19 protein-coding genes are annotated in these 22,942 nt (G+C 57.3%); 16 read left to right on the top strand and 3 right to left on the bottom strand.

The window, feature by feature from the left end; translation table 11 throughout:
- The first annotated feature begins 74 nt into the window (after positions 1-74).
- Positions 75-1,001 (top strand): hypothetical protein, encoded by a 927-nt coding sequence (locus HY751_04725; protein MBI4665699.1) that lies wholly within the window; start codon positions 75-77, stop codon positions 999-1,001.
- Positions 1,002-1,016: 15 nt separating this feature from the next.
- On the opposite strand, the gene nhaB is transcribed toward HY751_04725, so the two are convergent.
- Positions 1,017-2,522 (bottom strand): sodium/proton antiporter NhaB, encoded by a 1,506-nt coding sequence (gene nhaB / locus HY751_04720; GenBank protein ID MBI4665698.1) that lies wholly within the window; start codon positions 2,520-2,522, stop codon positions 1,017-1,019.
- A gap of 180 nt (positions 2,523-2,702) precedes the next feature.
- On the opposite strand from nhaB, the gene HY751_04715 reads away from it, so the two are divergent.
- Both HY751_04715 and HY751_04710 read left to right on the top strand, forming a co-directional pair.
- The gene (locus HY751_04715) at positions 2,703-4,427 is read left to right on the top strand and encodes a proline--tRNA ligase (GenBank protein MBI4665697.1); all 1,725 of its coding nucleotides are present in this window, start codon (positions 2,703-2,705) and stop codon (positions 4,425-4,427) included.
- Positions 4,428-4,457: 30 nt separating this feature from the next.
- Positions 4,458-6,626 carry a PAS domain-containing sensor histidine kinase gene (locus HY751_04710; protein ID MBI4665696.1) on the top strand — a complete coding sequence of 723 codons (2,169 nt, stop codon included), beginning with the start codon at positions 4,458-4,460 and terminating at the stop codon, positions 6,624-6,626.
- On the opposite strand, the gene HY751_04705 is transcribed toward HY751_04710, so the two are convergent.
- Positions 6,623-7,198 carry a hypothetical protein gene (locus HY751_04705; protein MBI4665695.1) on the bottom strand — a complete coding sequence of 192 codons (576 nt, stop codon included), beginning with the start codon at positions 7,196-7,198 and terminating at the stop codon, positions 6,623-6,625. The two genes, HY751_04710 and HY751_04705, sit on opposite strands and share 4 nt — an antisense overlap.
- A gap of 174 nt (positions 7,199-7,372) precedes the next feature.
- Between HY751_04705 and pheA the strand changes: the two genes are divergently transcribed.
- From pheA to ispD, 10 genes are all read left to right on the top strand, one after another.
- Entirely contained in the window at positions 7,373-8,476 is a 1,104-nt protein-coding gene (gene pheA, locus HY751_04700; protein MBI4665694.1) for a prephenate dehydratase, read from the top strand.
- A gap of 18 nt (positions 8,477-8,494) precedes the next feature.
- The gene (locus tag HY751_04695; protein MBI4665693.1) at positions 8,495-9,376 is read left to right on the top strand and encodes a prephenate dehydrogenase/arogenate dehydrogenase family protein; all 882 of its coding nucleotides are present in this window, start codon (positions 8,495-8,497) and stop codon (positions 9,374-9,376) included.
- A gap of 38 nt (positions 9,377-9,414) precedes the next feature.
- Positions 9,415-10,119, top strand: coding sequence for a (d)CMP kinase (locus tag HY751_04690; GenBank protein MBI4665692.1), 705 nt, complete (start codon positions 9,415-9,417; stop codon positions 10,117-10,119).
- A 61-nt stretch (positions 10,120-10,180) separates the two neighbouring features.
- Entirely contained in the window at positions 10,181-11,962 is a 1,782-nt protein-coding gene (locus HY751_04685) for a 30S ribosomal protein S1 (protein ID MBI4665691.1), read from the top strand.
- Between the two features lie 130 nt (positions 11,963-12,092).
- A complete protein-coding gene (gene sppA, locus HY751_04680) occupies positions 12,093-12,920 on the top strand; it encodes a signal peptide peptidase SppA (GenBank protein ID MBI4665690.1) in 828 nt (275 codons plus the stop codon).
- Position 12,921: 1 nt separating this feature from the next.
- Complete coding sequence (locus tag HY751_04675; GenBank protein ID MBI4665689.1) at positions 12,922-14,394, top strand: glycosyltransferase family 39 protein; 1,473 nt, start codon at positions 12,922-12,924, stop codon at positions 14,392-14,394.
- Between the two features lie 33 nt (positions 14,395-14,427).
- Entirely contained in the window at positions 14,428-15,009 is a 582-nt protein-coding gene (locus tag HY751_04670; protein MBI4665688.1) for a hypothetical protein, read from the top strand.
- Between the two features lie 11 nt (positions 15,010-15,020).
- Positions 15,021-16,088, top strand: coding sequence for a chorismate synthase (gene aroC, locus HY751_04665; protein MBI4665687.1), 1,068 nt, complete (start codon positions 15,021-15,023; stop codon positions 16,086-16,088).
- A 1-nt stretch (position 16,089) separates the two neighbouring features.
- The gene (locus HY751_04660; protein MBI4665686.1) at positions 16,090-19,044 is read left to right on the top strand and encodes a DEAD/DEAH box helicase; all 2,955 of its coding nucleotides are present in this window, start codon (positions 16,090-16,092) and stop codon (positions 19,042-19,044) included.
- 1 nt (position 19,045) lies between these two features.
- The gene (ispD, locus tag HY751_04655; protein MBI4665685.1) at positions 19,046-19,750 is read left to right on the top strand and encodes a 2-C-methyl-D-erythritol 4-phosphate cytidylyltransferase; all 705 of its coding nucleotides are present in this window, start codon (positions 19,046-19,048) and stop codon (positions 19,748-19,750) included.
- 31 nt (positions 19,751-19,781) lie between these two features.
- Here ispD and HY751_04650 read toward each other — a convergent pair whose 3' ends face one another.
- The gene (locus tag HY751_04650; protein MBI4665684.1) at positions 19,782-20,129 is read right to left on the bottom strand and encodes a PilZ domain-containing protein; all 348 of its coding nucleotides are present in this window, start codon (positions 20,127-20,129) and stop codon (positions 19,782-19,784) included.
- Between the two features lie 84 nt (positions 20,130-20,213).
- Between HY751_04650 and HY751_04645 the strand changes: the two genes are divergently transcribed.
- From HY751_04645 to HY751_04635, 3 genes are all read left to right on the top strand, one after another.
- Complete coding sequence (locus HY751_04645; protein MBI4665683.1) at positions 20,214-20,945, top strand: class I SAM-dependent methyltransferase; 732 nt, start codon at positions 20,214-20,216, stop codon at positions 20,943-20,945.
- A complete protein-coding gene (locus HY751_04640; protein MBI4665682.1) occupies positions 20,945-22,156 on the top strand; it encodes a molybdopterin molybdotransferase MoeA in 1,212 nt (403 codons plus the stop codon). The genes HY751_04645 and HY751_04640 overlap by 1 nt, the downstream gene beginning before the upstream one ends.
- A 97-nt stretch (positions 22,157-22,253) precedes the next feature.
- Positions 22,254-22,862 (top strand): threonylcarbamoyl-AMP synthase, encoded by a 609-nt coding sequence (locus HY751_04635; GenBank protein MBI4665681.1) that lies wholly within the window; start codon positions 22,254-22,256, stop codon positions 22,860-22,862.
- Positions 22,863-22,942: the final 80 nt, after the last annotated feature.

Here is a 22,942-nt window from a genome sequence, read left to right as displayed (position 1 = left end):
TTCCGGATTATAGCATGGCCCGATGCGCAGGTTAATTGTGGAATGAAGATGGCCGTGGAGTGTAGAATCGCCCGATGGAAAACATGGAATTTATAGATAACGGATTGGCCCGCATTCGGGGCGACCGGGAGAAGGGGGCGGCCCAGCTGGCCCTGACGGGAGTGGAGTTTTTACGGGACGCCTTCGAGTATTTCATCCGGCGGGATATCGGCACGGCCCTGGCCAACACACGGGAAACCGCCTTGGCCCTTTCGGGCGTCCGCCCGGCCATGGCCCCCATAGCCAACCTGGCGGCGGAATATTACAGGATAATCCGGGAGCTGGTGGTGGGGCACGGTGAGCGGCCCGGAGTGACCATGGCCCAATGGGCCGCCGCCCGGGTGGCTGAAGACGCGGCGGAACGGATGGCGAAGATCGCCACGCTGGGCGGGAGCTTGGTTTCCTCCAGCGCCCCGGTTATGACCATAAGCTACTCCTCCACAGTGGAGAACATACTGCTTGAAAGCGGCGGCGGCGCGCCGGTGATTATCGCCGAGGGGCGGCCCCTTTTTGAGGGGCGCAAGCTGGCGCTTTCAGCCAGGAGCGCCGGGGCCGAGGTAACCCTGATTACCGACGCGCAGATGGGGGTGTTCATAGAGAAAGCCGGAATGGCCCTCATCGGCGCCGACACCTTATTGCCAGACATGGGCGCCGTCAACAAGGTTGGAAGTTACCAGCTGGCGCTGTTGGCCCGGGAGCGGGGCGTAAAATTCATGGTTGCGGCGGACACGTATAAAATAAACGCCACAGATGACGGTTTGGGGTTAGACATGGAAAGCAACCAACCGGAGGAGGTATGGGAGCTTCACCCGGAGATATGCGCCAACGTATATTTCGAGTCCGTGCCGCCGGAGTTGATAACAGGCTACATCACAGAGGAAGGCGTTCTGGGCGCCCTGGAGATGAAAAAACGCGCCGGAGCGCTCAAGAAAAATATCGAATCACTTAAAGCGGAAGGTTAAAACCCCGCCCGGCGTTTACAGCCAGAACGCCACGGCTATGAAACCCGCCGTGGTCATGGTTATGGTATATGGCAGGGCAAGGATGAGCATCCGGGTGTAGGAGAGCCGCACCAGCGCCGCCACCGTGGATGTGAGCAGGAAAAGAAAAGCCGCCTGGCCGTTGGGTGTGGCCACGCTGGGTATGTTGGTGCCGGTGTTGATGGCCACGGCTATAAGGTTGTACTGGGCCAGGTCTATTAACCCCGCATCGAATAAAGTTTTTGCTTCAGATATGTAAATGGTGGCCACGAAAACGTTGTCGCTTACGGCGGAGAGCGCGCCGCTGGCGGCGTAGAACGCCATTAACTGCCCTTGTCCCCGAAGGGTCATGGTCCAGTCCACAATGGGTTTGAAAAGAGCCTGGTCGTGGATAACCGCCACCACGGCGAAAAACACCACAATAAGGGCCGTAAACGGCAACGCCTCATGGAAGGCCCGGCCCAACTGATGCTCGTCGGTTATGCCGTTCAACGCCGTAAGCAGGATTATCATGCTTAGCCCGATAACCCCCACTTCCGCCACATGGAACGCCAGCGCCATGATGAGCGTTGCGCCCATGGCCGCCTGAACGGCAAGTTTAACCCGGTCTTTGGGGCCCAGTTTTAGCGCCTCCCGCTCGGCGTAGTTTCGAAGCACATCCCTTACAGAATCCGGCAATTGCCGCCCGTACCCGGCGATTTTCAGTTTTTCCACCGCAATACAGGTCAGGAACCCAATGAAAAGCACGGGCATGGTGACCGGCGACATGATATGGAAGAATTCGCCGAAATGCCAACCCATCACGTGGGCTATTAAAAGGTTTTGCGGCTCCCCCACAAGAGTTGTCACACCCCCCAAAGCGGTGCCCACCGCCGCATGCATCAGGATGTTACGCAGGAACCCGCGGAACTCCTCCAGGTCTTCCTTGTGTCCTTCCTTCACCTGGGAATCGTCGGAATGGTCCCGCTCTTTTCCAATATCGGCCCCGGAGGCGTGGCGGTGGTACTCGGAGTAAAAGCCCGTGCCCACGGTCATAATCACCGCCACAACGGTGAGAGCGTCCAGGAAGGCCGAAAGGAACGCGCCCAAAGCGCAGAACAAAAGGGAAATAAGGATTTTCGAGCGGATCTTCACCAGCACGTTGCTGAATATGTAAAGCAGGAGGTCTTTCATGAAAAAAATCGCCGCCACCATGAACATGAGTAACATGATGACCGGGAAATTATGATGGGCCTCCTCGTAAACCCTGTCCGGGGTGGACATGCCCATGACAATGGCCTCCAGCGCCAAAAGGCCGCCCGGCTGGAGCGGGTAGCATTTTAAGGCCATTGCCAGGGTGAATATGAACTCCGCCACCAGGACCCATCCTGCCGCGGTTTTTCCCGCCAGAAGCATTAGCGCGGGATTTACGACAAGGAATGCGATGACCGTGAGCTTGTACCACTTAGGCGCCGAGCCCATGAAGTTTTCGGTGAACGAGCGGGTGAAATCTTTTAACGTCATGTTTCCTTTATCAAGCTAATGCCTCCGCCTGTGTTGACGGACGCGATAAACCATAACACGCCCTGGCCGCAGTTGTGAAGCTTCGGCCCTGTTTTTCCACGAGGGTTATGTTGCGCCGGTGGAACCTTTCACCTAATATGTCCCGATAAGACAATAACGATTTTTCAGGCGGCACACAGGATGAGATTTACCAGATACTACGCTCCCACGCTTAAAGAAGCTCCTTCCGAGGCCGAAGTGGCCAGCCACAGGCTTATGATGCGGGCCGGCATGATAAGAAAACTGGCCGCCGGGGTTTACTCCCTTCTGCCGCTGGGGCTTAAGACCGTGCGCAAAATAGAGAACATCGTGCGAGAGGAGATGGACCGCGCCGGGGCCATGGAGGTGTTCATGCCTTCCATACAGCCCGCGGAGCTGTGGAAGGAATCGGGCCGGTGGGACGTTTACGGCAAGGAATTGTTGAGGCTGAAAGACCGGCACGACCGGGAGTTCTGTTACGGCCCCACCCACGAGGAGGTGGTGACAGACCTGGTGCGGCGTGACGTGCGCTCATACCGCGACCTGCCGGTGAACCTGTACCAGATACAGACCAAGTTCCGGGACGAAATCCGCCCCCGGTTCGGCGTGATGCGGGGCCGCGAGTTTTCCATGAAAGACGCGTACAGTTTCGACATGGACGACGACGGGGCCAATAAAAATTACGAGGCCATGCGCGGGGCTTATAACGCCATATTCCGCAGGCTCGGCCTTTCGTTCCGGGCGGTGGAGGCGGATACGGGGCAGATTGGCGGGTCGTTCTCCCACGAGTTCATGGTGCTGGCCGAGTCCGGCGAGGACACCATAGCCTATTGCGACAAGTGTGAATATGCGGCCAACGTGGAGAAGGTGGAAATATCCGCGCCTGCTCAATCCGGCGCGCCGGAGCAAAAACCCATGGCCTATACGCCCACGCCGGGTAAAAAGAGCATAGAGGAAGTTTCCGCCTTCCTGGGGTTGGAGCCCGCCATGCTCATTAAAACCCTTATCTACCGCACAGACGGCGGCGAGATAGTGGCGGCCCTTTGCCGGGGCGACCACGAGGTGAACCACGTGAAACTGGCCCGGGCACTTGGAGCCGTGGAAGTGGCCCTGGCCGCCGATGAGGAGATTACCGCCGCCACCGGAGCCCCAGCCGGGTTCCTGGGCCCTGTCGGCATGAAAATCAGGATAGTGGCCGACAACGCCGTGAAAGTGATGAGCGGCGCCGCCACCGGAGCCAACAAGGCGGACACCCATCTGGTGAATGTTAATCCGGACCGAGATTTTAACGTTACAACTTACGCCGATATCAGGAATGTGATAGCGGGCGACGCTTGCCCCCGGTGCCGGGATGGCGCCATGAAGCTGGCCAAAGGCATAGAGGTGGGGCACATCTTCAAGCTGGGCGTGAAGTATTCCGAATCCATGAAAGCCACTTTTCTGGACGCTTCCGGACAGGACAAACCCATGATAATGGGCTGTTACGGCATCGGTGTGGGCAGGAGCGCCGCCGCCGCCATAGAGCAGAACCACGACGACAAGGGGATTATCTGGCCCCCGGCCATCGCCCCTTTCGACGTGGCGGTGGTTCCCCTGAACATGGATGACGCCGAGGTGGTGAAAACGGCGGAGGGGATATACCAGGCCCTGATGGACGCTGGGTTCGACCCCATACTGGACGACCGGGACGTGCGTTCCGGCGTGAAATTCAACGACGCCGACCTCATCGGGTTCCCGTTGCAGGTGGTGGTCGGCAAAAAAGGTTTGGCAGAGGGGAAAGTGGAGCTTAAGACGCGCAAGACCGGCGAAAAGAGGCTGGTGGAGCCGGGCGCCATTCCCGCCGAGGCCAAGGCTCTGCTGGCGACGCTTTCCACAGCCGGGGTTTAACCTTATCTTTAAGGGATTATGAGCCGAAGTATGAGCGCCGGGCCGCTCCGTGGCGGACAGGAGCGGCGGAAGGCTCCTGTCCGGCGGGCGCTCCGGGCCATCCGGCGGCTTTTGGGCGGCGGATGGAAAGCGGGCAGGCCCGCCATCGCCGCGGTGGCCTTCGTGGGTCTGGCGGCCGTGGGCCTCATCATATACAGCAACCTCGTGTGGGAACGCCTCGTGCAAAAAGAGGTGGCTCTGCACAGCCATATCAGGAATGTGGAGCTACTCCTTACCGAGGGGCATCTTTGGCTGGACGAGGCCTCCATGGCCGCTTATGAGCCGGACATGGAAAAGCTGGATGCCATTTTCGCCGAAACAAGCCAATCCATGGCCGAGAGCATAAGGCTGGCGCCGGACACGGGCGACCCGGTAATCAAGGAGAAGCTCCGGAACACCACCCGGCTTTTAGAAGACCTGGAGCGGTTCACCCGGAACAACCTGGCTGAAATAACAGGCCCGTCCGGCGAACAGGCCATGCGCCGGTTCGACGCCATGTACAACATAGCCATGCTCCAGCTGAAAAACGCCGGTGAGCGGGCCGCGTACCATCAGCGGACGGACCTGGCGCACGTCAAAAAGGTGTTCTACCAGATTGTGGCCGCGTGGTTAATGTCCATCGCCGGGGTGGTTGTCGCCATCGGGTATATGGCAGGCAAGAGGCGGCAGGCGGAAATGAGGCTTGTGGAGGAGGAACGGCGGTTCCGCCTGCTGGTGGAGAACGCACGGGACATCATTTACCGGTTCAGCCTTACTCCGTCCATCCGGCTGGAGTACGTGTCCCCCTCCATTGTGGCCGTGCTGGGATATACGCCGGAGGAATACTACGAAAACCACAGGCTCTGGCTGGAATGCATCCATGAGGACGACCGCCATGTGATGAGCGACATCATCAACATGGCCAGCGACGTGGAGCGCGCGGTCACTTTGCGGCTTGAGTCCAAGGACGGCGAAACGGTATGGATGGAGCTTTCCAACTCGCTGGTTTATGGCTCATGGGGTGAGGTGGTGGCGCTGGAGGGTATCGCCCGCGACGTGACGCGCAGGATGAAGGATGAAGAAGCCCTGAAGCTGGCCAAGGAGCGCGCGGAAGACGCCACGGCGCTGAAAGACAAGTTTGTGTCGCTGGTATCCCACGATTTGCGGGCGCCGCTGGGTTCCATCATAGGCATGTTGCGCCTGATGGAGTCGGAGGTGGGTCAAAAGGGGGGCGTATTGGAACTGGATCCCCTGCGCCGCGCCATGGCCGCCGGGGACGGACTGCTGTCCATGATAGACAAGTTGCTGGACATAAGCAGGCTCCAGACGGGCAGGATAAGGGCCAAAAAGATTTTCCTCGACGCCAAACCGCTGATAGACATGCACATTGCCAGCATGGCTTACGCCTCCGATATGAAAAACATAAATGTGGAAAACCGGACGCCGGAAGGGACAATGATCTTTGCGGACATGGGCCTTTACGGCGAGGTGATAAGGAACCTGCTGTCCAACGCTTTAAAATTTCTGGATTCCGGGGATTCTGTGGTTTTCTTTATCCCGGAGGGCAAAAGCGATGTTGTCGCGATAAAAGACAGCGGTCCGGGAATAGACCCGAAAATACTGCCCGACCTTTTCAAACACGAGGTGAAGACCACCACTTTGGGCTCCAGGGGGGAGAAGGGCACAGGGCTGGGCCTGCCATATTGCCGGGACCTGATGGAAGCCCATGGCGGCTCCATATCGGTGGAATCGGTCAAAGGGGAGGGGACGGTGTTTTATTTGAGCCTGCCCCCGGCCGGGGCGTATGCCCTGGTTGTGGATCCGGTTGAAAAAAGCAGGGAAACCACTGCGGAGCTTTTAGCGGAAATAGGCGTGGAGTCAGTAACCGCGGAAAATATCGTGGAGGCTGATGGATATTTGCGAAAATTCCCGGCACCAGCGCTCTTGGTTGTGGAATCCTCCATCGCAAAAGCTCATGAGGGGCGGTTCATCAGGCAGGCGAGGGAAAATCTTGGATCCTTCCCGGTTCCGGCGCTGGTGGTAGGGGGGATTTTCGACGCGGCGGCGCAAGCTGATGGGTTTGTGGCCAAACCCGAGCCAGGCGAAAAAAGCGGTGAACTTTTCAAGGAGATCGCCGGAAGACTTCTCTCCGGCGGGAAAAATGGAGAAGCGGAGGCCTAACCTTTTTTTAAAGGCCTTATTCCCCCCCTAATTCCCCTGGCTTTCAGATCTTCTTCGGTAAGTTTGCCCCAGTAATCCCGGTAGTGGTTTCTTTCATACGCCCCAATGTCTTTGAAGGCCTCTTTTATTATAAGGGCGTTCTCCGCCATCATGTGGTAAATCCGGGCCGTCGTGATTACCTGGAATACCAGAGCCAGCACCGCCGCCAGAGTGTGTTCCCATTTGGGGATCACCAGCAAATAATGGGAGACGCCAGAGATCGGGGCGGCCATAATGACCCCCATGCTCACCAGCATCCATATGAACAGCCTTCTTTTTATCCGCTTGCTCCGGTAGTGGAACTTGGAGCTTCCTTCCTCGCTCATGGCCAGCTTTGTAACGGCGTTGCCTGTGACGATAAAATAAAACATGGTGAGGAACAGCATTAACATGACGATAAAACAGGCGAATACGCCCCAAATGACATGGATGCCAAATGGTATTAATTCGGCCGAGGACAGCCACGCCGAGGGCCAGGACAACAGCACCAGAAACATGCTGACACCGCAAATAGCAAGTAGCCAAACGCTCACGTTTAAATTCCAGGTTAACCGGGGGTATTGAGCGCCGCATAAAATCCGGCGGCGCTACATCCAGGCCGCGCGCGCCGCGTTGGGGCGCGATATCCTTATCATGCAAATATACCATACCATCCCGCAGGGGCGTTTTGCCTGTTGAACGCGCGCCACGTTTGGTTTACGATTCGCATGTCGATACTGAACCAATGGGGCAATTCCTTTATGGACGACCTGGGCGCCATCCGCGCGATGATAGACCGCATAGACGACGACCTTGTAAAGCTGTTAAACCGGCGCGCAGGGCTGGCCAGAAAAATTGCGGAGCTGAAAAAACAAAAGAATTCCCCGGTCTACGTCCAGTCCAGGGAAAACGAGATTTTAAAGAGGGTGGCGGAAAACAACCGGGGGCCGCTCTCTAGCGAAGCCCTTAAAGGCGTTTTCAGGGAAATATTCTCCGCCACCCGGTCTGTGGAAAAGGAAATACTGGTGGCCTGCCTGGGCCCGGCGGGCACGTTTTCGCATCTTGCGGCCATGCGGCTGTTCGGGGCGTCGTCAAAATACGCTCTGGAGTCTGGCATTGAATCGGTATTCAAGGCGGTGGAGAACGGCAAGGCGGATTTCGGGATAGTTCCGGTCGAAAACACCATTGAAGGGGCCATCGGCCAGACCATGGACCTTTTGACCGAAGGCCGGGTGAACATCTATGGCGAAACCTATTTCGACGTTCATCACAACATACTGTCAAAGGCCGCGTCGCTGAAAAACATCAAGACCATCTATACCCAATTCATGCCGTTGGGCCAGTGCCGGGGCTGGCTGGCGCGGAACCTGCCGGACGTGAGGATAATAGAGACATCCTCATCTTCGGAGGCGGCCATCCGCGCGCAGAAAGACAAAACCGGCGGCGCCATAGGGGCGGCGGAGGCCGGGGCCATCTATGGCCTGCCCATCCTTGCCGGGAAGATAGAGGACAGGCCCGGTAACCAGACCCGGTTCTTTGTTATCTCGCTGGACAAGGCCCCCCCCAGTTCCAAAGACAAGACTTCCATAGTGTTCTCCATCAAGGATTCTTCGGGGGCGCTCCACCGCATTTTGCGGCCTTTCGCTTCCAAAGGGCTGAACCTTTCAAAAATACAGTCCCGCCCCACCAAAACCCCGGACTGGGAATATCTCTTCTTCGTGGATTTCGAGGGGAACCTGGGCGACCCCGGGGTGCAATGGGCCTTGAACCGAGTGAAAGGGCAAACGCAGTTTTTCAAGGCGCTGGGCTCTTACCCCAACGCCAGAACGTAACCTGCCGGGAGCGCTAAATTGAGTTTTCTTTTCAACCGGGCGGTCATAGCCGGCGTGGGGCTTATCGGCGGGTCGCTGGGCCTGGCGGGCAAACAGAGGGGCGTTTTTAAAACAGTCGCAGGCTTCGGCAGAAACGAGAATACACTCAAGAAAGCCCTGGAGCTGGGTCTTATAGACGAAGCCCATACGGAGCTTGAAAAAGCCTGCGCCGGGGCGGACCTTTTCTTCGCCGCCACGCCGGTGGAATCCATAGTGAGCCTTTGCGTAAACGCCGGAGCGCATCTTCCGGAATCGTGCGTCATGACCGACGGCGGCTCCGTGAAGGGAAGAATAGTGGAGGATATGGAACGGTTGCTACCCAACCCGGGGCGTTTCGTTGGGGGGCACCCCATAGCCGGTACGGAGAAATCCGGCCCTTCCGCGGCGTTTTCCACATTGTTCGACAACCGGTACACCATACTCACCCCGACACAGGCCACGGATACCCGGGCGCTTTCCGCCGCGCGCGAAATGTGGGAGAAAGTGGGTTCAATTGTGGTGGAAATGACACCGGAAGAGCACGACGCGGCTCTGGCGATGATAAGCCATTTGCCGCACATCGCCGCATTCGCCCTGGTGGACGCGCTCAACGCCGCCGATCCGGATAAAACCATCCGCCGATATGTGGCCGGGGGTTTCAAGGACACAACACGCATCGCCGCCAGCCATCCGGCCATGTGGCGGGACATATTTTCGATGAACCGCCGCCAGGTGTTGAACGCCGTGGAAGCGTTTGAGAAAAGCCTGGGGGAATTGAAATACATGATATCCGAGGGGCGGTTTGAGGATTTGGAGAGGACGCTGGAAAGTATATCCGTTAACCGCAAGGAAATGGAAAACTCCGGCAATTCTGCAAAATAACCGGCTAGTTTATCTCCCTACTCGGCTTCAGGAGAAAAATGACATCCAACAGTAATGATACTTCGCGCCTCCCCTCCCGCCTGGTCATCGCCATAGACGGGCCTGCGGGATCAGGCAAATCCACCATGGCCAAGCTTCTGGCCGCAAAGCTGGACTGCGTTAACATAGACACCGGCGCCATGTACCGCTCCGTCACCGCCAAGGCGCTGGACATGGGCATAAATGTGAACGACACCGAGGCCGTGGGCCGCGTGGCCTCGGCCATATCCATAACATTCTCCAGGGAGGGCGGGGCTCAAAAAACATTCGCCGACGGGGCCGATTACACCACAAGGATAAGGATGCCTGACGTGAACGCCGCCGTTTCCATCGTCGCCGCCCAGCCAGCCGTGCGGGAGAAAATGGTGGCGCTCCAGCGGAAAATGGGGAAAAACGGCCGGGTGGTGATGGAAGGGCGGGACATAGGCTCCCACGTTTTCCCGGACGCGGACTTCAAGTTTTATCTGGTGGCGGACAATTCCGCCCGGGCCGTCCGCAGGGTGAAAGACCTGGAGGGCCAGGGCATAACCGCCTCCCACGATGAGGTGAAGGCCAACATCGGCGAGCGGGACAGGCTGGACAGCCAGCGGGAGGCCTCACCCCTTGTGAAGGCCCCCGGCGCCATAGAGATAGACACAACCCATTTGTCTATTGACGAAGTTCTCGCCAAAATGTTAGAAAGGATGTTTCCCCGGCTTGCATAAGGCTTGGGAGCGGCCCTTGTTGGCCGTAAAAACGGATGAAAGAGAGGACTTTTAAATCAGTATGGCCGCAGGTCAAAAGGGCATCATAAAAAGAGTAAAGGACGAAGACTACGCCGACGCTTCCGGCATCGGGGTGGATTTCGAACTGGAAGGGGCCGCCGCCGGCTCCTTGGGGGATTTCATAGAGCAGAGCATGCTCGCCTACCGCGAGGGCCAGCTGGTCACCGGCACGGTGGTGCGCAAAACCGCCACCCACATAGTGGTGGACGGCGGGCTCAAGAGCGAAGGCGCGATACCGATAAGCGAGTTCGGGATCCAGGGCGCCTCCCTTAAAGTTGGCGACACGGTGGAAGTCCTCCTGGAAAGTTCCGAAGACGCCGAGGGCAACGTAATCCTCTCCAAAGACAAGGCCAACAAGATCCGGGTTTGGGACGAAATGGCCAAGGTGTGCGAAGCCGATGGCGTGGTGGAAGGTGTTGTCACCTCCAAGATAAAAGGCGGACTGACCGTGGACATAGGCCTGAAAGCCTTCCTGCCCGGCTCCCAGATAGATTTGCGCCCCATAAAGAACCTGGACAGGCTCATCGGCGAGCGGTACAAGTTCAAGATAATAAAGATGAACAAAAAGCGGGGGAACATCGTTTTGTCCCGCCGCGTGATGCTCGAGGAAGAGCGCAAGATCTCCAAGGAGAACGCGCTCAGCCAGCTTGCCGAGGGCAAGGTGGTGGAAGGTATAGTGAAGAACATCACCGACTACGGCGCATTTATAGACCTGGGCGGCATAGACGGCCTGCTCCATATCACCGACATGTCCTGGGGCCGCGTGAACCATCCTTCCGAGATGTTCTCCATCGGCGATTCCGTGAAGGTGATGGTGCTCAAGTTCGACAAAGACACCGAACGGGTCTCCCTGGGCTTAAAGCAGATGACTCCGGATCCGTGGATGAACGCCGAAGACAAATACAAGGTTGGCGCCAAGGTTTTCGGCAAGGTGGTATCCATCGCCGATTACGGCGCTTTCATAGAGCTGGAAGAGGGGATAGAGGGCCTGGTCCACATCTCCGAGATGACCTGGAACAAACACATCCGCCATCCCGCCAAGCTTGTGAACATAGGCGATGCGGTGGAGGCGGTTGTGCTGGCCCTGGACAGGGAGAAAAAACGCATCTCCCTGGGCATGAAGCAGACCGAGGCCAACCCTTGGGACACCATCGAGGAGCGCTACCCTGTGGGCTCCATCGTGGAAGGCCGCGTTCGCAACCTGGCGGATTTCGGAGCCTTCGTGGAGCTGGAAGACGGGGTGGACGGCCTTATACACATATCCGACATGAGCTGGAGCCAGAAGGTGAAACATCCTTCCGAGGTCCTGAAGAAGCGGGACAAGGTCCGTTGCCAGGTCCTTTCCGTGGACAGGGAGAACGAGCGGCTTTCTCTGGGCTTGAAACAGCTGGAGAAAGACCCGTGGGACAGCGTTGAAGAACGCTACATGCTGGGCGCCGAGGTGAAATGCATTGTCACCAAGGTCACCAACTTCGGCGCATTCGCGGAGCTGGAGACCGGGGTTGAGGGGCTCATCCATGTGTCGCAATTCTCCACGAACCGGGTGGCCAACCCCCGCAAGGCAGTGAAGGTCGGGCAGGAGGTTACCGCCAAGGTGATAAAGGTGGACGTGCCCAACCGCAGGATAGGCCTTTCCATCAAGGCGTTCCTCGAAGGGTTGTCGCCCGAAGAGGTGGAGCGCGAGCTTAAGGCAATGGAAGAGGCGGCGGCTGGCGGCGAAGAGGATATTGATTCCGAAGAGACCATGGCGGACGCTGGCGAAGGGAGCGATAACCAGGGCTAGCGCCAGGTTTTAATCGGCTGATATCCTCCTTTAAGGGAAGAATCTGAAAATGGGGCCACAGCGGGGAAAGTTCAATCCATTCCTGGCTGTGGCCATTTTTTTCGCCATCACCGGCCTTGTCTTTTACATCATGGCCCGCCCCGGGGGGCATGAAAAAGCCGGAATCCAGGCAAACCTGCTCTCCCCGGGCAAAGTGGCGATCGTGAAACTTCACGGTGTTATCGTTGACGGGAAGGAAGTAAAAGAGCAACTTCGGGATTGGGCCGAAGACGATTCGGTGAAAGCCATCGTTCTTCATATCGTCAGCCCCGGCGGCATGGTGGCGCCGTCGCAGGAAATCCACTCCGCCGTTAAACGGGCGGTAAAGGAGAAGCCGGTGGTGGCTTCCATGGGCGCCGTGGCGGCTTCCGGCGGCTATTACGTGGCCGCGCCCTGCTCCAAGATCGTGGCCAACCCGGGAACCATCACGGGTTCCATCGGCGTCATCATGATGTTTTCCACAACCTATGACCTAATGAGCAAGATAGGGCTTGGCGCCGTGGTTGTGAAAAGCGGTAAATTCAAAGACACAGGCTCACCCCACCGCCCATTTACCGAAGAGGACCGGGAGCTGATGCAGGGGGTTGTGGACGACACTTACGACCAGTTCCTGCAAGCCGTGGCCGATGGGCGCAAAATGCCCGTGGAAAAGGCGCGCCAAGTGGCCGACGGCCGGGTGATGTCCGGCAGGCAGGCGTTCAAAACCAAGCTCGTTGACCAGTTGGGAGACATGGAAGACGCCGTAGAGCTGGCCGCCAGGCTGGGAGGCATAGAGGGGGAGCCGGAGACCGTGGAGAAAACCACCAGTAAAGGCTTGATGGGCGTCCTTTTCGGAGAAGAGGAGGGGGATGAGGTCTCGCTTCCTTTCCGTTTCCTTCTTCCCACGGGCATTTACTACCTATGGCCAGCCGCCTGGTAGCGTGAAACGCCATTTACCCATACTGGCCATTCTTTTCGCCGCCACCGCGGCGAGGATATATTACGCCGGGCTGTTCGAGCTTTCCCTGGACGAACCATATTACTGGCTTTGGTCGCTATACCCCCAATTGAGCTATTACGACCACCCGCCCATGGTGGCCTATTTCATATACGCCGCCGGTTTACTGGGTGATTCCGAGAGGTTTATAAGACTGCCAGCCATATTGTGCATGACGGGGGTTACAGCGTTCAGCTACGCCATCGCCTCAGGCGTGGCCAACAGCATGCGCGTGGGTATTTGGGCGGCGTTGCTGACGCTGGCGATTCCTATGTTTTCGGTTGGCGGACTGATAACCACGCCGGACTCGCCTCTATTATTGTTCTGGTCGGCGGCGCTATATTGCGGATACCGCGCCATAGACACCCAAAAGCCCCGCTGGTTCTACGCCACAGGGCTTTGCTATGGGCTGGCAATGCTTTCAAAGTACACGGCGGTGTTCTTCGGCCCCGCGTTCCTGATATTCCTGATGGCCTCGCCGGAGAACCGGCATTGGCTGTTCCGGTGGACTCCATATTTGGCGTTTATTTTAGGAATGGCCGTTTTCTCCCCGGTGGTTTACTGGAACTATACCCATGACTGGGCCTCGTTCAAGTTCCAGTTTAGCCATGGAATGGATCCCGTTGTGGATAACCTCCGGATGGCCGCCGAGTTCTGGGGCGGGCAGGTGGCTCTTTACGGGCTGTTCCTGTTTTTCTTTATTGTGGCGGCCTCCGTGGGTATCGGCAAGCTTGGCCTGCGCGGTCGCCGGGACGATTATCTGTATCTATCCCTCATGTCCGCCCCTGTCCTGCTTTTCTTCGTTATCAACAGCCTGCGGGCGCGGATGGAGGGGAACTGGAGCGCCATGGCGTATGTCGCCGCCGTCATCGCCGCGCCAATATTTTACGCCCGCATGCGGGAGCGGGGCGCTGGCTGGAAAAAGGATTGGCTGTTCCGGGGTTTTGCGGCGTCGGTGGCGGTTTCGGCGCTACTTATAATATACGCGCACATTCAGATTGTGGATCCCATCCTTCCCATGCCGCAGAAACGTGAGATAAGCAGAAGGATCTATGGCTGGAAGGTTTTGGGGGAGGAGTCCGCCCGGTTGCTAAAACCCATGGGCTCCGGGGCTTTCATGCTCACCGGCAGGTACCAGATATCCTCGTTGTTGGGATATTACGCCCCCGGCAGGCCAGAGGCTTACATGATGGCAGGCGAGGGACGGTTCGGCTATCTTGGCTCCGTGGATCATTTGAAGGGCAAGAACGTCCTTTATGTGGAGGAGACCGGGCGGGTGGATCTCAACGCCATCAAAGGCTATTTCCGCAAGGTGGAACCAGCAGGTGTATTACGGATCGAACGCCACGGGGAGCTAATCCGGGAATTTTCATTTTACAGATGCTACAATTACAAGGGCGGCCTCGTAAAGATATAGCGCGGGCGCTACAAAACCCCTAAAATAACGCGCATGAACATCTCCAAACCGGTAGTCCTCATAGGGTTCAAGGCCAGCGGCAAATCCACCATTGGCCGCATGCTGGCGGCGCGCCTGAACCTTGAATATACCGACACCGACGCCATCATCGAAGGGCTTTATACTATCTTCGAGGGGGAGCAGTTGAACTGCCGCGAGATTTATAAAAAGCGTGGCGGGGATTATTTCCGCAAGCTGGAGCTGGAGGCGGTTAAGGAATCGTTAAAGAACAACCAGTACAGCGTGGTATCGTTCGGCGGAGGCTCCCTTGTAAACGCCGAGTCGGCGGGGGTGGATTTTTCCGGCGCAGTCTTCGTTTACCTGAAGGTGGAAAAAGAGGAGTTGTTCCAGCGGATAATGCGCGACGGGGTTCCGGCGTTTTTCGACCCGGCCAATCCCAGCGCATCCTTTGAAAAACAATTCGCCGAACGCGCGCCGGTGTATGAACGGCATGCCCATATTACCGTGGAAAACACGTCGTGTCCGGTGGAGGAAGCTGTGGAGAACGTCATAACCGAACTGGGCAAGATAAGGACAGCGCTGGGCGCCGGGGTTCAGCTGGAGCCCGGGGAGTAAAGGGAACTAACATGGCTGGAAACTCATTCGGCGTTCAGTTCAGGATAACCACCTGGGGGGAGTCTCACGGCCCGGCGGTGGGGGTTGTGGTGGACGGATGCCCCTCAGGCGTGTCCCTGACGGAGGAGATGATACAGACCCAGCTGGACCGGCGCCGGGTGGGGCAGAGCAGGATAACGTCGCAACGCAACGAGCCGGACGCGGGTAGAATCCTGTCCGGAGTGTTCGAGGGGGTAACCACCGGCGCGCCCATTCACATCGAGATACAGAACAAAGACTCCCGGTCGTCTTCATACGACGCCATCAAGAACCTTTACAGGCCCGGCCATGCCGATTACGCCTACACCCAAAAATATGGATTGAGGGACTATCGCGGCGGCGGCAGGTCCTCGGCGCGGGAGACGGCTTGCCGGGTAGCGGGCGGAGCGGTGGCCAGGGCGTTCCTTTCCCGTTACGGTATGGATGTTTACGCCCACGTTGTAAAAGTCCATGACGTGACCGCGGAAAAATTCGACCGGGGAGCTATCGAAAAGAACGAGGTCCGTTGCGCCGATACGGAAGCGGCGGCGAGGATGGTGTCACGGATACTTGAAGCGCGGGACAAGCACGATTCGGTAGGCGGCGTTATAGAGGTGGTGGCGCTGAACGTTCCCGCCGGATTGGGGGAGCCGGTGTTTGATAGGTTCGACGCGGAGCTGGCCCGGGCGCTCATGTCCATCAACGCAGTGAAAGGGGTGGAGATAGGCGCAGGGTTCTCCGCCGTGGAAAAATACGGCTCCGAAAACAACGACAACATGCGGATGAAAGATGGGAAACCCTCGTTCCTCACCAACAACAGCGGCGGTATAGATGGCGGCATCACCAACGGGAACGCCATAGTTGCCCGTATAGCCGTGAAACCGACCCCTTCGATATTGGAGGAACAGCAGACCGTCACAGTGGACGGGAAAGACACCACCGTAAGCGTGGAAGGCAGGCACGACCCATGCGTATGCCCCCGCGCCGTTCCCGTGGCCGAAGCCATGACATGGTTAGTAATAGCCGACCATTTTTTAAGAAACAGGTCGGCCAGGGCTTAGAATGGCCTTCGCCGTTTCCGACTTTATCGAGGAACTGAAGCGGCGCCGGGAGATCGGCGCCAACATAATCCATCACCGAGCCATCCCCGGAAAAACTCCCGATTACGCCGATCTGCCCGAAAACATCCATCCGGCGCTAAGGCAAAAGCTGTCTGGTATGGGCCTTTCCAGGGTGTATAGCCATCAGGCCCAGGCTATTGAGTCCGCCATCCGGGGGGAGAACGTCATCGTGGCCACTCCCACCGCTTCGGGGAAAACCCTGTGTTACACCGTTCCGGTCATAAACGAAATCCTCAACGATAAAAACTCCACGGCGCTTTTCCTGTTCCCGTTGAAGGCTCTGGCGCGGGACCAGCTAAAATCGTTCAACGAGCTTTGCTACGGACTGCCCCAGGGAATCCAGGCGGAAGTTTTTGACGGGGACGTGCGGCCCCACGTCCGCAAGAGGATAATGACCTCCGTGCCCAGGGTGATCTTCACCAATCCGGACATGCTTCACCTGTCCATGCTCCCCGGCCACGGCAAATGGGAGGAGTTTTTCAAGCGGCTCAAGTACATCGTGGTGGACGAGGCGCATACATACCGGGGCGTGTTCGGCTCCCACGTGGCGCAGGTGTTCCGCCGCCTGGCGCGGATCACCGAAAGTTACCGCTCCAACCCGTCGTTCATCGCCTGCTCGGCCACCATAAAAAATCCCGGATCCTTCGCCGAAACCCTCACAGGAAAAATGTTCACGGTGGTGGACAATTCCGGCGCGCCGCGTCCCGGCGGGCATTTTATTTTCTACAACACCGAGGGTAGCCCATACACCGACGCTTCCCGGCTGTTCCGCTATTCGGTGAACGCCGGGTTCAAGACGATAGCGTTCACCAAGGCGCGGAAGATAACGGAGCTTATATACACCTGGTCCATCCAGGCCGAGCCGGAGCTGGCGGGGCGGATAGGCAACTATCGCGCCGGGTTCCTGCCCGAGGAGCGCCGGAAAATAGAGAACGACCTGTTCACCGGCAAGATGGACGGGGTTATAACCACCTCGGCGCTGGAGATGGGGGTGGACATCGGCGGGCTGGACGTGTGCGTTCTTGTGGGATACCCCGGCTCCATCATAAACACCTGGCAGAGGGGCGGCCGCGTGGGCCGGGGCGACCGGGAGTTCCTGATAATCATGGTGGCCCAGCCCGACGCGCTGGACCAGCATTTCATTAAGAACCCGGACGATTTTTTCAACCGGGGTTTCGAGGCGGCCATTTTGGATCCGGGCAACGTGAACATTCTAAAAGCCCACATCGCCTGCGCCGCGGCGGAGCTTCCCATAACACCGGAGGATAAACAGTTCAACCCAACAACGTTCAAAACGCTTTTCGCGGAAATGGAAGGGGAAGGAAAACTGGCGTTATCCATCGAAAACAGCCGCTGGCTCTCCCGCAGATTGCGCCCTTGGAGGGATGTGGACATCCGTTCCGCCGGGGAGACTTTCGCCATTTTCGGCCCCGACGGAAAAACCGTTATCGGCAAAATATCCGGCTCCCGGGTCTATTCCGAGGGGCATGAGGGGGCGGTGTATCTCCACATGGGAAGGCAATACATCGTCAAAAAGCTGGATTTGGAGAAGAAGGCCATCCACGTTGCCCCCATGGACGAACGATACTACACCCGGCCCAGGAGCGAGAAAGAGACGGAGATACTGGAAACTTTAAACGTCAAACAGGTGGGCGGCTACAAGGTTAGCCTGGGCAGGCTGAAAGTTACCGAACAGGTGACAGGTTATGAGAAACGCTCCATCTTCGGTCAGGAATCGCTGGGTGTGTTCGACCTTTCCATGCCCTTAACCGAGTTTGAAACCGTGGGGTTCTGGATAGAGCTGGACGACGCCACCCGTGAAGAGGTGGAACGGCGCGGGTACGGTTTTATGGGGGGCATCCACGCCTTCGAACACGCCTCCATAGCCCTGTTCCCCCTGTTTGCCCTGTGCGACAGGGACGATATCGGCGGCATTTCATATCCGCACTATCCGGGGATCGGCAAACCGGCCATATTCTTCTACGACGGTTATCCGGGCGGGGTAGGGTTGTCCGAGGCAGGGTTCAACCAAGCCGAAGACCTTTGGCGGGATACTTTAAAGTTGGTTTCGGAATGCCCGTGCGACGAAGGGTGCCCCTCGTGCATCCACTCACCAAAATGCGGCTCCGGCAACAAGCCGCTGGACAAACGGGGGGCGAAGTTGATACTGGAATATATCTGCGGAATTAAAAAACCGTCGGGAGAGCGGGCGGGGCCGGACATAACCGTTACCGCCCCGTTAACCACTCCATCAGTGAAGGAAGAAACCGTGTACTACAACCCGGCGCCTGACAAGCGCATAGTGTTTTTCGACCTGGAGACCCAGAAAGGCGCCAACGAGGTGGGCGGTTGGGACAAGCTGGACGCCATGAGGCTGGCCGTTGGCGTGGTGTACGATTCCATCGAAAAAAAGTACATCCGCTACTGGGAGAAAGACGCGCCTGGGCTGATTGAAAAACTTATCGAGGCGGACCTGGTGGTGGGATTCAACCATGTGAGGTTCGACTATGGGGTTCTGGCCGCATACACAAAGGCGGACTTAAAACGCGAAACGAAAAATTTCGACATAATGCTGGACGTGTGGAACCGGCTGGGGCACAGGCTTAGCCTGGACCATCTGGCCACGGCAACGCTGAACCGGGGCAAGACCGCCGATGGATTGCAGTCGCTGAAATGGTGGGCCGATGGCGAGCACGAGATGGTGGCCGTGTATTGCGAGTCTGACGTGGAGGTTACCAAAACGCTGTTCGAGTTCGGGCTGGAGAACCAGCATTTGATATACCGTATGAAAAGCGGCGAGGCCGTGCGGCTCCAACTGGAGTGGGATTTGGACAAGATAATCGCCTCAGCGGCCCAACAGGCCAAGACGGCTCCACAAAGGAAGATAAAGTTCTAAAATGCCTTTCGAGAACCGAAAAGTGGCGGCCATTGTGCCTGCGGGCGGCGCTGGAACCCGCATGGGGATGGGAGGACTCAAGCAGTTCCTGTCGCTCAACGGCAAACCCATTGTTTATTACCCTCTTGCTGTGCTTGAATCCTCTCCGCTGGTGGACGAGATCATATTGGTGGCTCCCGTTGAAAACCTGGAGTTTTGCCGCAGGGAGATTGTTGAAAACCTCGGGTTCCAGAAAGTTTCAAATATCGTGGCGGGCGGCGCGGCCCGGCAGGATTCTGTCCGCCTCGGTTTCAACGCGCTTTCGGTGGACACCGGGCTGGTGCTAATCCACGACGGGGTACGGCCCTTTATCACCATCGAAATGGTGGCCCAAACCCTGGCCGCCGCCCATGAACATGGCGCCGCCACCGTGGCCATAAAGGTAAAGGACACGTTGAAACAGGCGCGGAACGGGATCATAACCGGAAGCGTGGACCGGGAAGATGTGGTGAGGATACAAACCCCCCAAGCCTTTGATTACAATGTGTTGAAACAGGCGTTTGAAGCGGCGGCGAGGGACGGGTTCACCGGTTCCGACGAGTCTTCACTCACCGAACGGGCTGGGATAAAAACCTGCATCGTTGAAGGGGCGGAGACAAATATAAAAATCACCACCCCCGATGATTTGCGCGTGGCGGCCGCCCTTCTGCCGATCTTGGCGCAGTAATCCGCCGCGCTTTAAAACCCCCCTCAGGCGCCTAATGCCTGATGTTCCTCCGCAATTTTTCCCGGGCGATTTCGTCCATCCTGGTAAACCGGATGCCCGCCTCTATACGCCCCTCGTCGTTGACCTTCAGATGCACTATCTGGCCTGACAACGGGATAATGTCCTTCTCGAAAGCCACGTTTAGCGTGACTTCCGACAGCAGGGGCAGGGGGCGGGTGAGTTCCAGCATCATGCCGCCTTCGGATATGTTAAGGGTTCGGCCCATGGTGGATTCGGCCACTTCGCCGAATTCACCCAGCATATCAATAGCGGTGAGCTTTACGCTCGGCACCCTCGAATGGGCTCGAAGCCGCTTCGGCCCTTCCATGGTAGCCTTCATATACAAACCCCCCTATCTTTAATATAATCCCGCAAGGAGATATTGGTTTTTAATTAGTTATCTTTAAGAAAGGCCTTGGCCAAGATGTCCGGCGTGTCAGCCCACTATAACAATTTTCTCGCCAGCCACTATACATGGATGAGCGGCGGGCGGGAAAACAAAATCGCCGAAAACCTGGAATTTTTTGACGCCTGGGACATATCGCCGAAACAGAAGGGCCAGGCGCTGGATCTGGGAGCAGGCCCGGGATTCGGTTCCATTGCGCTATCCCGAAGGGGTTTTAGCGTAAGGGCGGTGGATTTGTGCGAAAAACTTCTGGAGGAGTTTCGCGCCAACGCCGGGAACGCCCTTGTGACCATAGTTCATGGCGACATCCTCGAGCCTGAAAACTTTGGCGGCCACCCGGTGGAGCTTGTAACGCTGATGGGGGACACTCTCACGCATCTTCCCTCCCTTGAGTCGGCGAGGGAGCTGTTTAAAAATATTTACAACGCGCTTTCGCCAAACGGAAAGTTTCTGATAACTTACAGGGACCTGTCGGTGGAGCGTTTTGGCGAACAACGGTTCATCCCGGTACAGGCCGATGCCGACCGTATTTTAACCTGCTTTCTGGAGTACGAGCCAAGTCGGGTAAATGTTTACGATCTACTGTATTTAAGGACGCCAGCCGGGTGGCTGTTAAGCAAAAGTAACTATCACAAACTCCGGTTTTCTGCTGATGAAGTGGAACGAATGTTGAAAACCACCGGATTTGCGGTGGTTCGAAGGGAAATCGTGAAGGGCATGACCGCTCTCATGGCATTAAGGGGCAAATAATGATTACTGTTGAGCAGGCGCGGGAAATAATCGCAGGGGCTGTAAAACCCACCAGCGCGGTGGAAAATGTACCGCTGTCGCAAGCGGCTGGAAGGGTTTTGGCGGCGCCGGTGTTGTCTGATGTGGACATCCCACCCTTCAACCGGGTGACCATGGATGGATACGCCATTGTTTCCTCCGACGGGCCGGGGAAATACGAAGTTTGCGAATATGTGCCCGCGGGCGCGTTCCCAAAAGTTGCCCTCACAGCCGGGAAAGTGAGCCGGGTGATGACCGGAGCCCCTCTGCCTGAAGGGGCCGACGCGGTTATCCAGGTGGAAAAAACCGGCGGGTTTGTGGAAGTGGGCAAAATGGCGCAAATCCTCGAAAAATCGGCGTCCGGGTTAAACGTCGCAAAAATGGGTGAGGATCTGCGCAAGGGTGACTTGGTACTTCCGGCGGGTACAAGGCTGGAGTTCCCTGAGATATCCGCTCTGGCGGCAGTAGGGGCCGAGCCTGTACCGGTGTTCCGCCTTCCATCGGTTGCTGTGCTGGCCACAGGGGATGAACTTGTGCCGCCATCGGTTAAACCTCAACCCGGCAAGATAAGGGATAGCAACCAGTACTCGCTGGCCGCCCAGTTGAAGGCCGTGGGAATCACCCCAAGCCTGCTTGGCATAGCCAAAGACGAGCGGGACGATTTGGCGCAAAAAATGGCCGAAGGCAAGAAACACGATTTCCTGCTTATCTCCGGTGGCGTTTCGGAAGGGGATAGGGATTATGTGCCTGAGGCCCTGGATAAAGCTGGCTATAAAATACTTTTCCGCAACGTCCGGGTCCGGCCGGGCAAGCCGCTCACCTTCGGCGCCGCCGATGATGGAAAATATGTGTTCGGACTGCCGGGCAATCCAGTATCAACAGCGGTGATCTTTGAGCTGTTCATCCGCAACGCCCTGGCGTTATTCGAGGGCGATACTCCCGCAGGTAGATTACAAGTGGAGACCACGCTATTTTTCAACTTCAAGCGGAAGAAAGGGGAGAGGGAGGAGTATGTTCCTGTAAACCTTGTGTGGCGGGATGGGGGGTTTATTGCCGAAAAGGTGCGTTACCAGGGGTCTGGCCATTTTCATGCGCTTACCGCCGCCAACGGGTTGATAAAGGTTCCGGTGGGAGTTACGGAGATAGCCGGTGGGTCGAAAGTGGAAGCGAGGTTCATACGGGAGGGGCGGTAACAGGTAAATAAATTGTTACAATTCGTAACTACGGTTTTGACATCCGGCCCGCTCTGCCGTACCATCTTGAATCACACAGGCTATTTACGCTGGCACGATGAAAACTTTGCACATGCGCCCGGACAGGCCCGACTACTCATCGCTGAAGGAAGCGGCGGATATGGTGTTGGCTGGCGGAACCATCATCTACCCAACCGATACCATATACGGCCTGGGATGCGACGTTTACTCCAAGACCGCCATTGAAAAACTGGCCAGGATAAAAGAAAGGGAGCCGGGAAAACCCTTTTCGTTCATCTGCGAAAATGTGGCGCAGATAAGCGAGTTCGCCTTCGTGTCCAACTGGGCCTATCGCCTTATGAACAGGCTGTTGCCAGGGCCGTACACTTTCATACTTGAGGCGCGCAAAACCGGCCTTCCAAAAAAAATCACCAGCAAGCGCAACACCGTGGGGGTGCGTATCCCAGGCAACGCCATATGCTCAAAGCTTGTGGGGCTTGTGGGCAGGCCCATAGTAACCACCTCTGTGAACTTTTCCGGGGACGAGCCTATTACAGACCCGGCCGACCTGCCTGTAAATTTCTCGTCGGCGGTGGATCTGGCCCTTTCCGTGGGGCCGTTGAGCTCCGAACCCTCCACAGTGCTGGACCTTACCCGGGCGGAGCCCCAGCTTATCCGGCAGGGTAAAGGGGAAGCTATCTGGTAATTTTCGCGCCTTAGGCTCCCGGTTGGGGCGTCTGTCATTTATAATAGTCCCCTTAAACAAGATTAGGAGCTTTGCGTTAG

Source organism: Nitrospinota bacterium (genome assembly GCA_016208975.1).
GTDB lineage: Bacteria > Nitrospinota_A > UBA7883 > UBA7883 > JACRLM01 > JACQXA01.
Note: the sequence above shows the minus strand (reverse complement) of the source record. Positions and strands in the feature narration are given on the sequence as shown.

What these genes read in the sequence shown, in the direction of transcription:
- HY751_04670 (MBI4665688.1), top strand. Translation starts at nt 14,428, where the DNA reads ATGAACATCTCCAAACCGGTAGTCCTCATAGGGTTCAAGGCCAGCGGC.
- HY751_04725 (MBI4665699.1), top strand. Translation starts at nt 75, where the DNA reads ATGGAAAACATGGAATTTATAGATAACGGATTGGCCCGCATTCGGGGC.
- HY751_04660 (MBI4665686.1), top strand. Translation starts at nt 16,090, where the DNA reads ATGGCCTTCGCCGTTTCCGACTTTATCGAGGAACTGAAGCGGCGCCGG.
- HY751_04645 (MBI4665683.1), top strand. Translation starts at nt 20,214, where the DNA reads ATGTCCGGCGTGTCAGCCCACTATAACAATTTTCTCGCCAGCCACTAT.
- nhaB (MBI4665698.1), bottom strand. Translation starts at nt 2,522, where the DNA reads ATGACGTTAAAAGATTTCACCCGCTCGTTCACCGAAAACTTCATGGGC.
- HY751_04690 (MBI4665692.1), top strand. Translation starts at nt 9,415, where the DNA reads ATGACATCCAACAGTAATGATACTTCGCGCCTCCCCTCCCGCCTGGTC.
- sppA (MBI4665690.1), top strand. Translation starts at nt 12,093, where the DNA reads ATGGCCCGCCCCGGGGGGCATGAAAAAGCCGGAATCCAGGCAAACCTG.
- HY751_04635 (MBI4665681.1), top strand. Translation starts at nt 22,254, where the DNA reads ATGAAAACTTTGCACATGCGCCCGGACAGGCCCGACTACTCATCGCTG.
- HY751_04685 (MBI4665691.1), top strand. Translation starts at nt 10,181, where the DNA reads ATGGCCGCAGGTCAAAAGGGCATCATAAAAAGAGTAAAGGACGAAGAC.
- ispD (MBI4665685.1), top strand. Translation starts at nt 19,046, where the DNA reads ATGCCTTTCGAGAACCGAAAAGTGGCGGCCATTGTGCCTGCGGGCGGC.
- aroC (MBI4665687.1), top strand. Translation starts at nt 15,021, where the DNA reads ATGGCTGGAAACTCATTCGGCGTTCAGTTCAGGATAACCACCTGGGGG.
- HY751_04710 (MBI4665696.1), top strand. Translation starts at nt 4,458, where the DNA reads ATGAGCGCCGGGCCGCTCCGTGGCGGACAGGAGCGGCGGAAGGCTCCT.
- HY751_04650 (MBI4665684.1), bottom strand. Translation starts at nt 20,129, where the DNA reads ATGAAGGCTACCATGGAAGGGCCGAAGCGGCTTCGAGCCCATTCGAGG.
- pheA (MBI4665694.1), top strand. Translation starts at nt 7,373, where the DNA reads ATGTCGATACTGAACCAATGGGGCAATTCCTTTATGGACGACCTGGGC.
- HY751_04715 (MBI4665697.1), top strand. Translation starts at nt 2,703, where the DNA reads ATGAGATTTACCAGATACTACGCTCCCACGCTTAAAGAAGCTCCTTCC.
- HY751_04640 (MBI4665682.1), top strand. Translation starts at nt 20,945, where the DNA reads ATGATTACTGTTGAGCAGGCGCGGGAAATAATCGCAGGGGCTGTAAAA.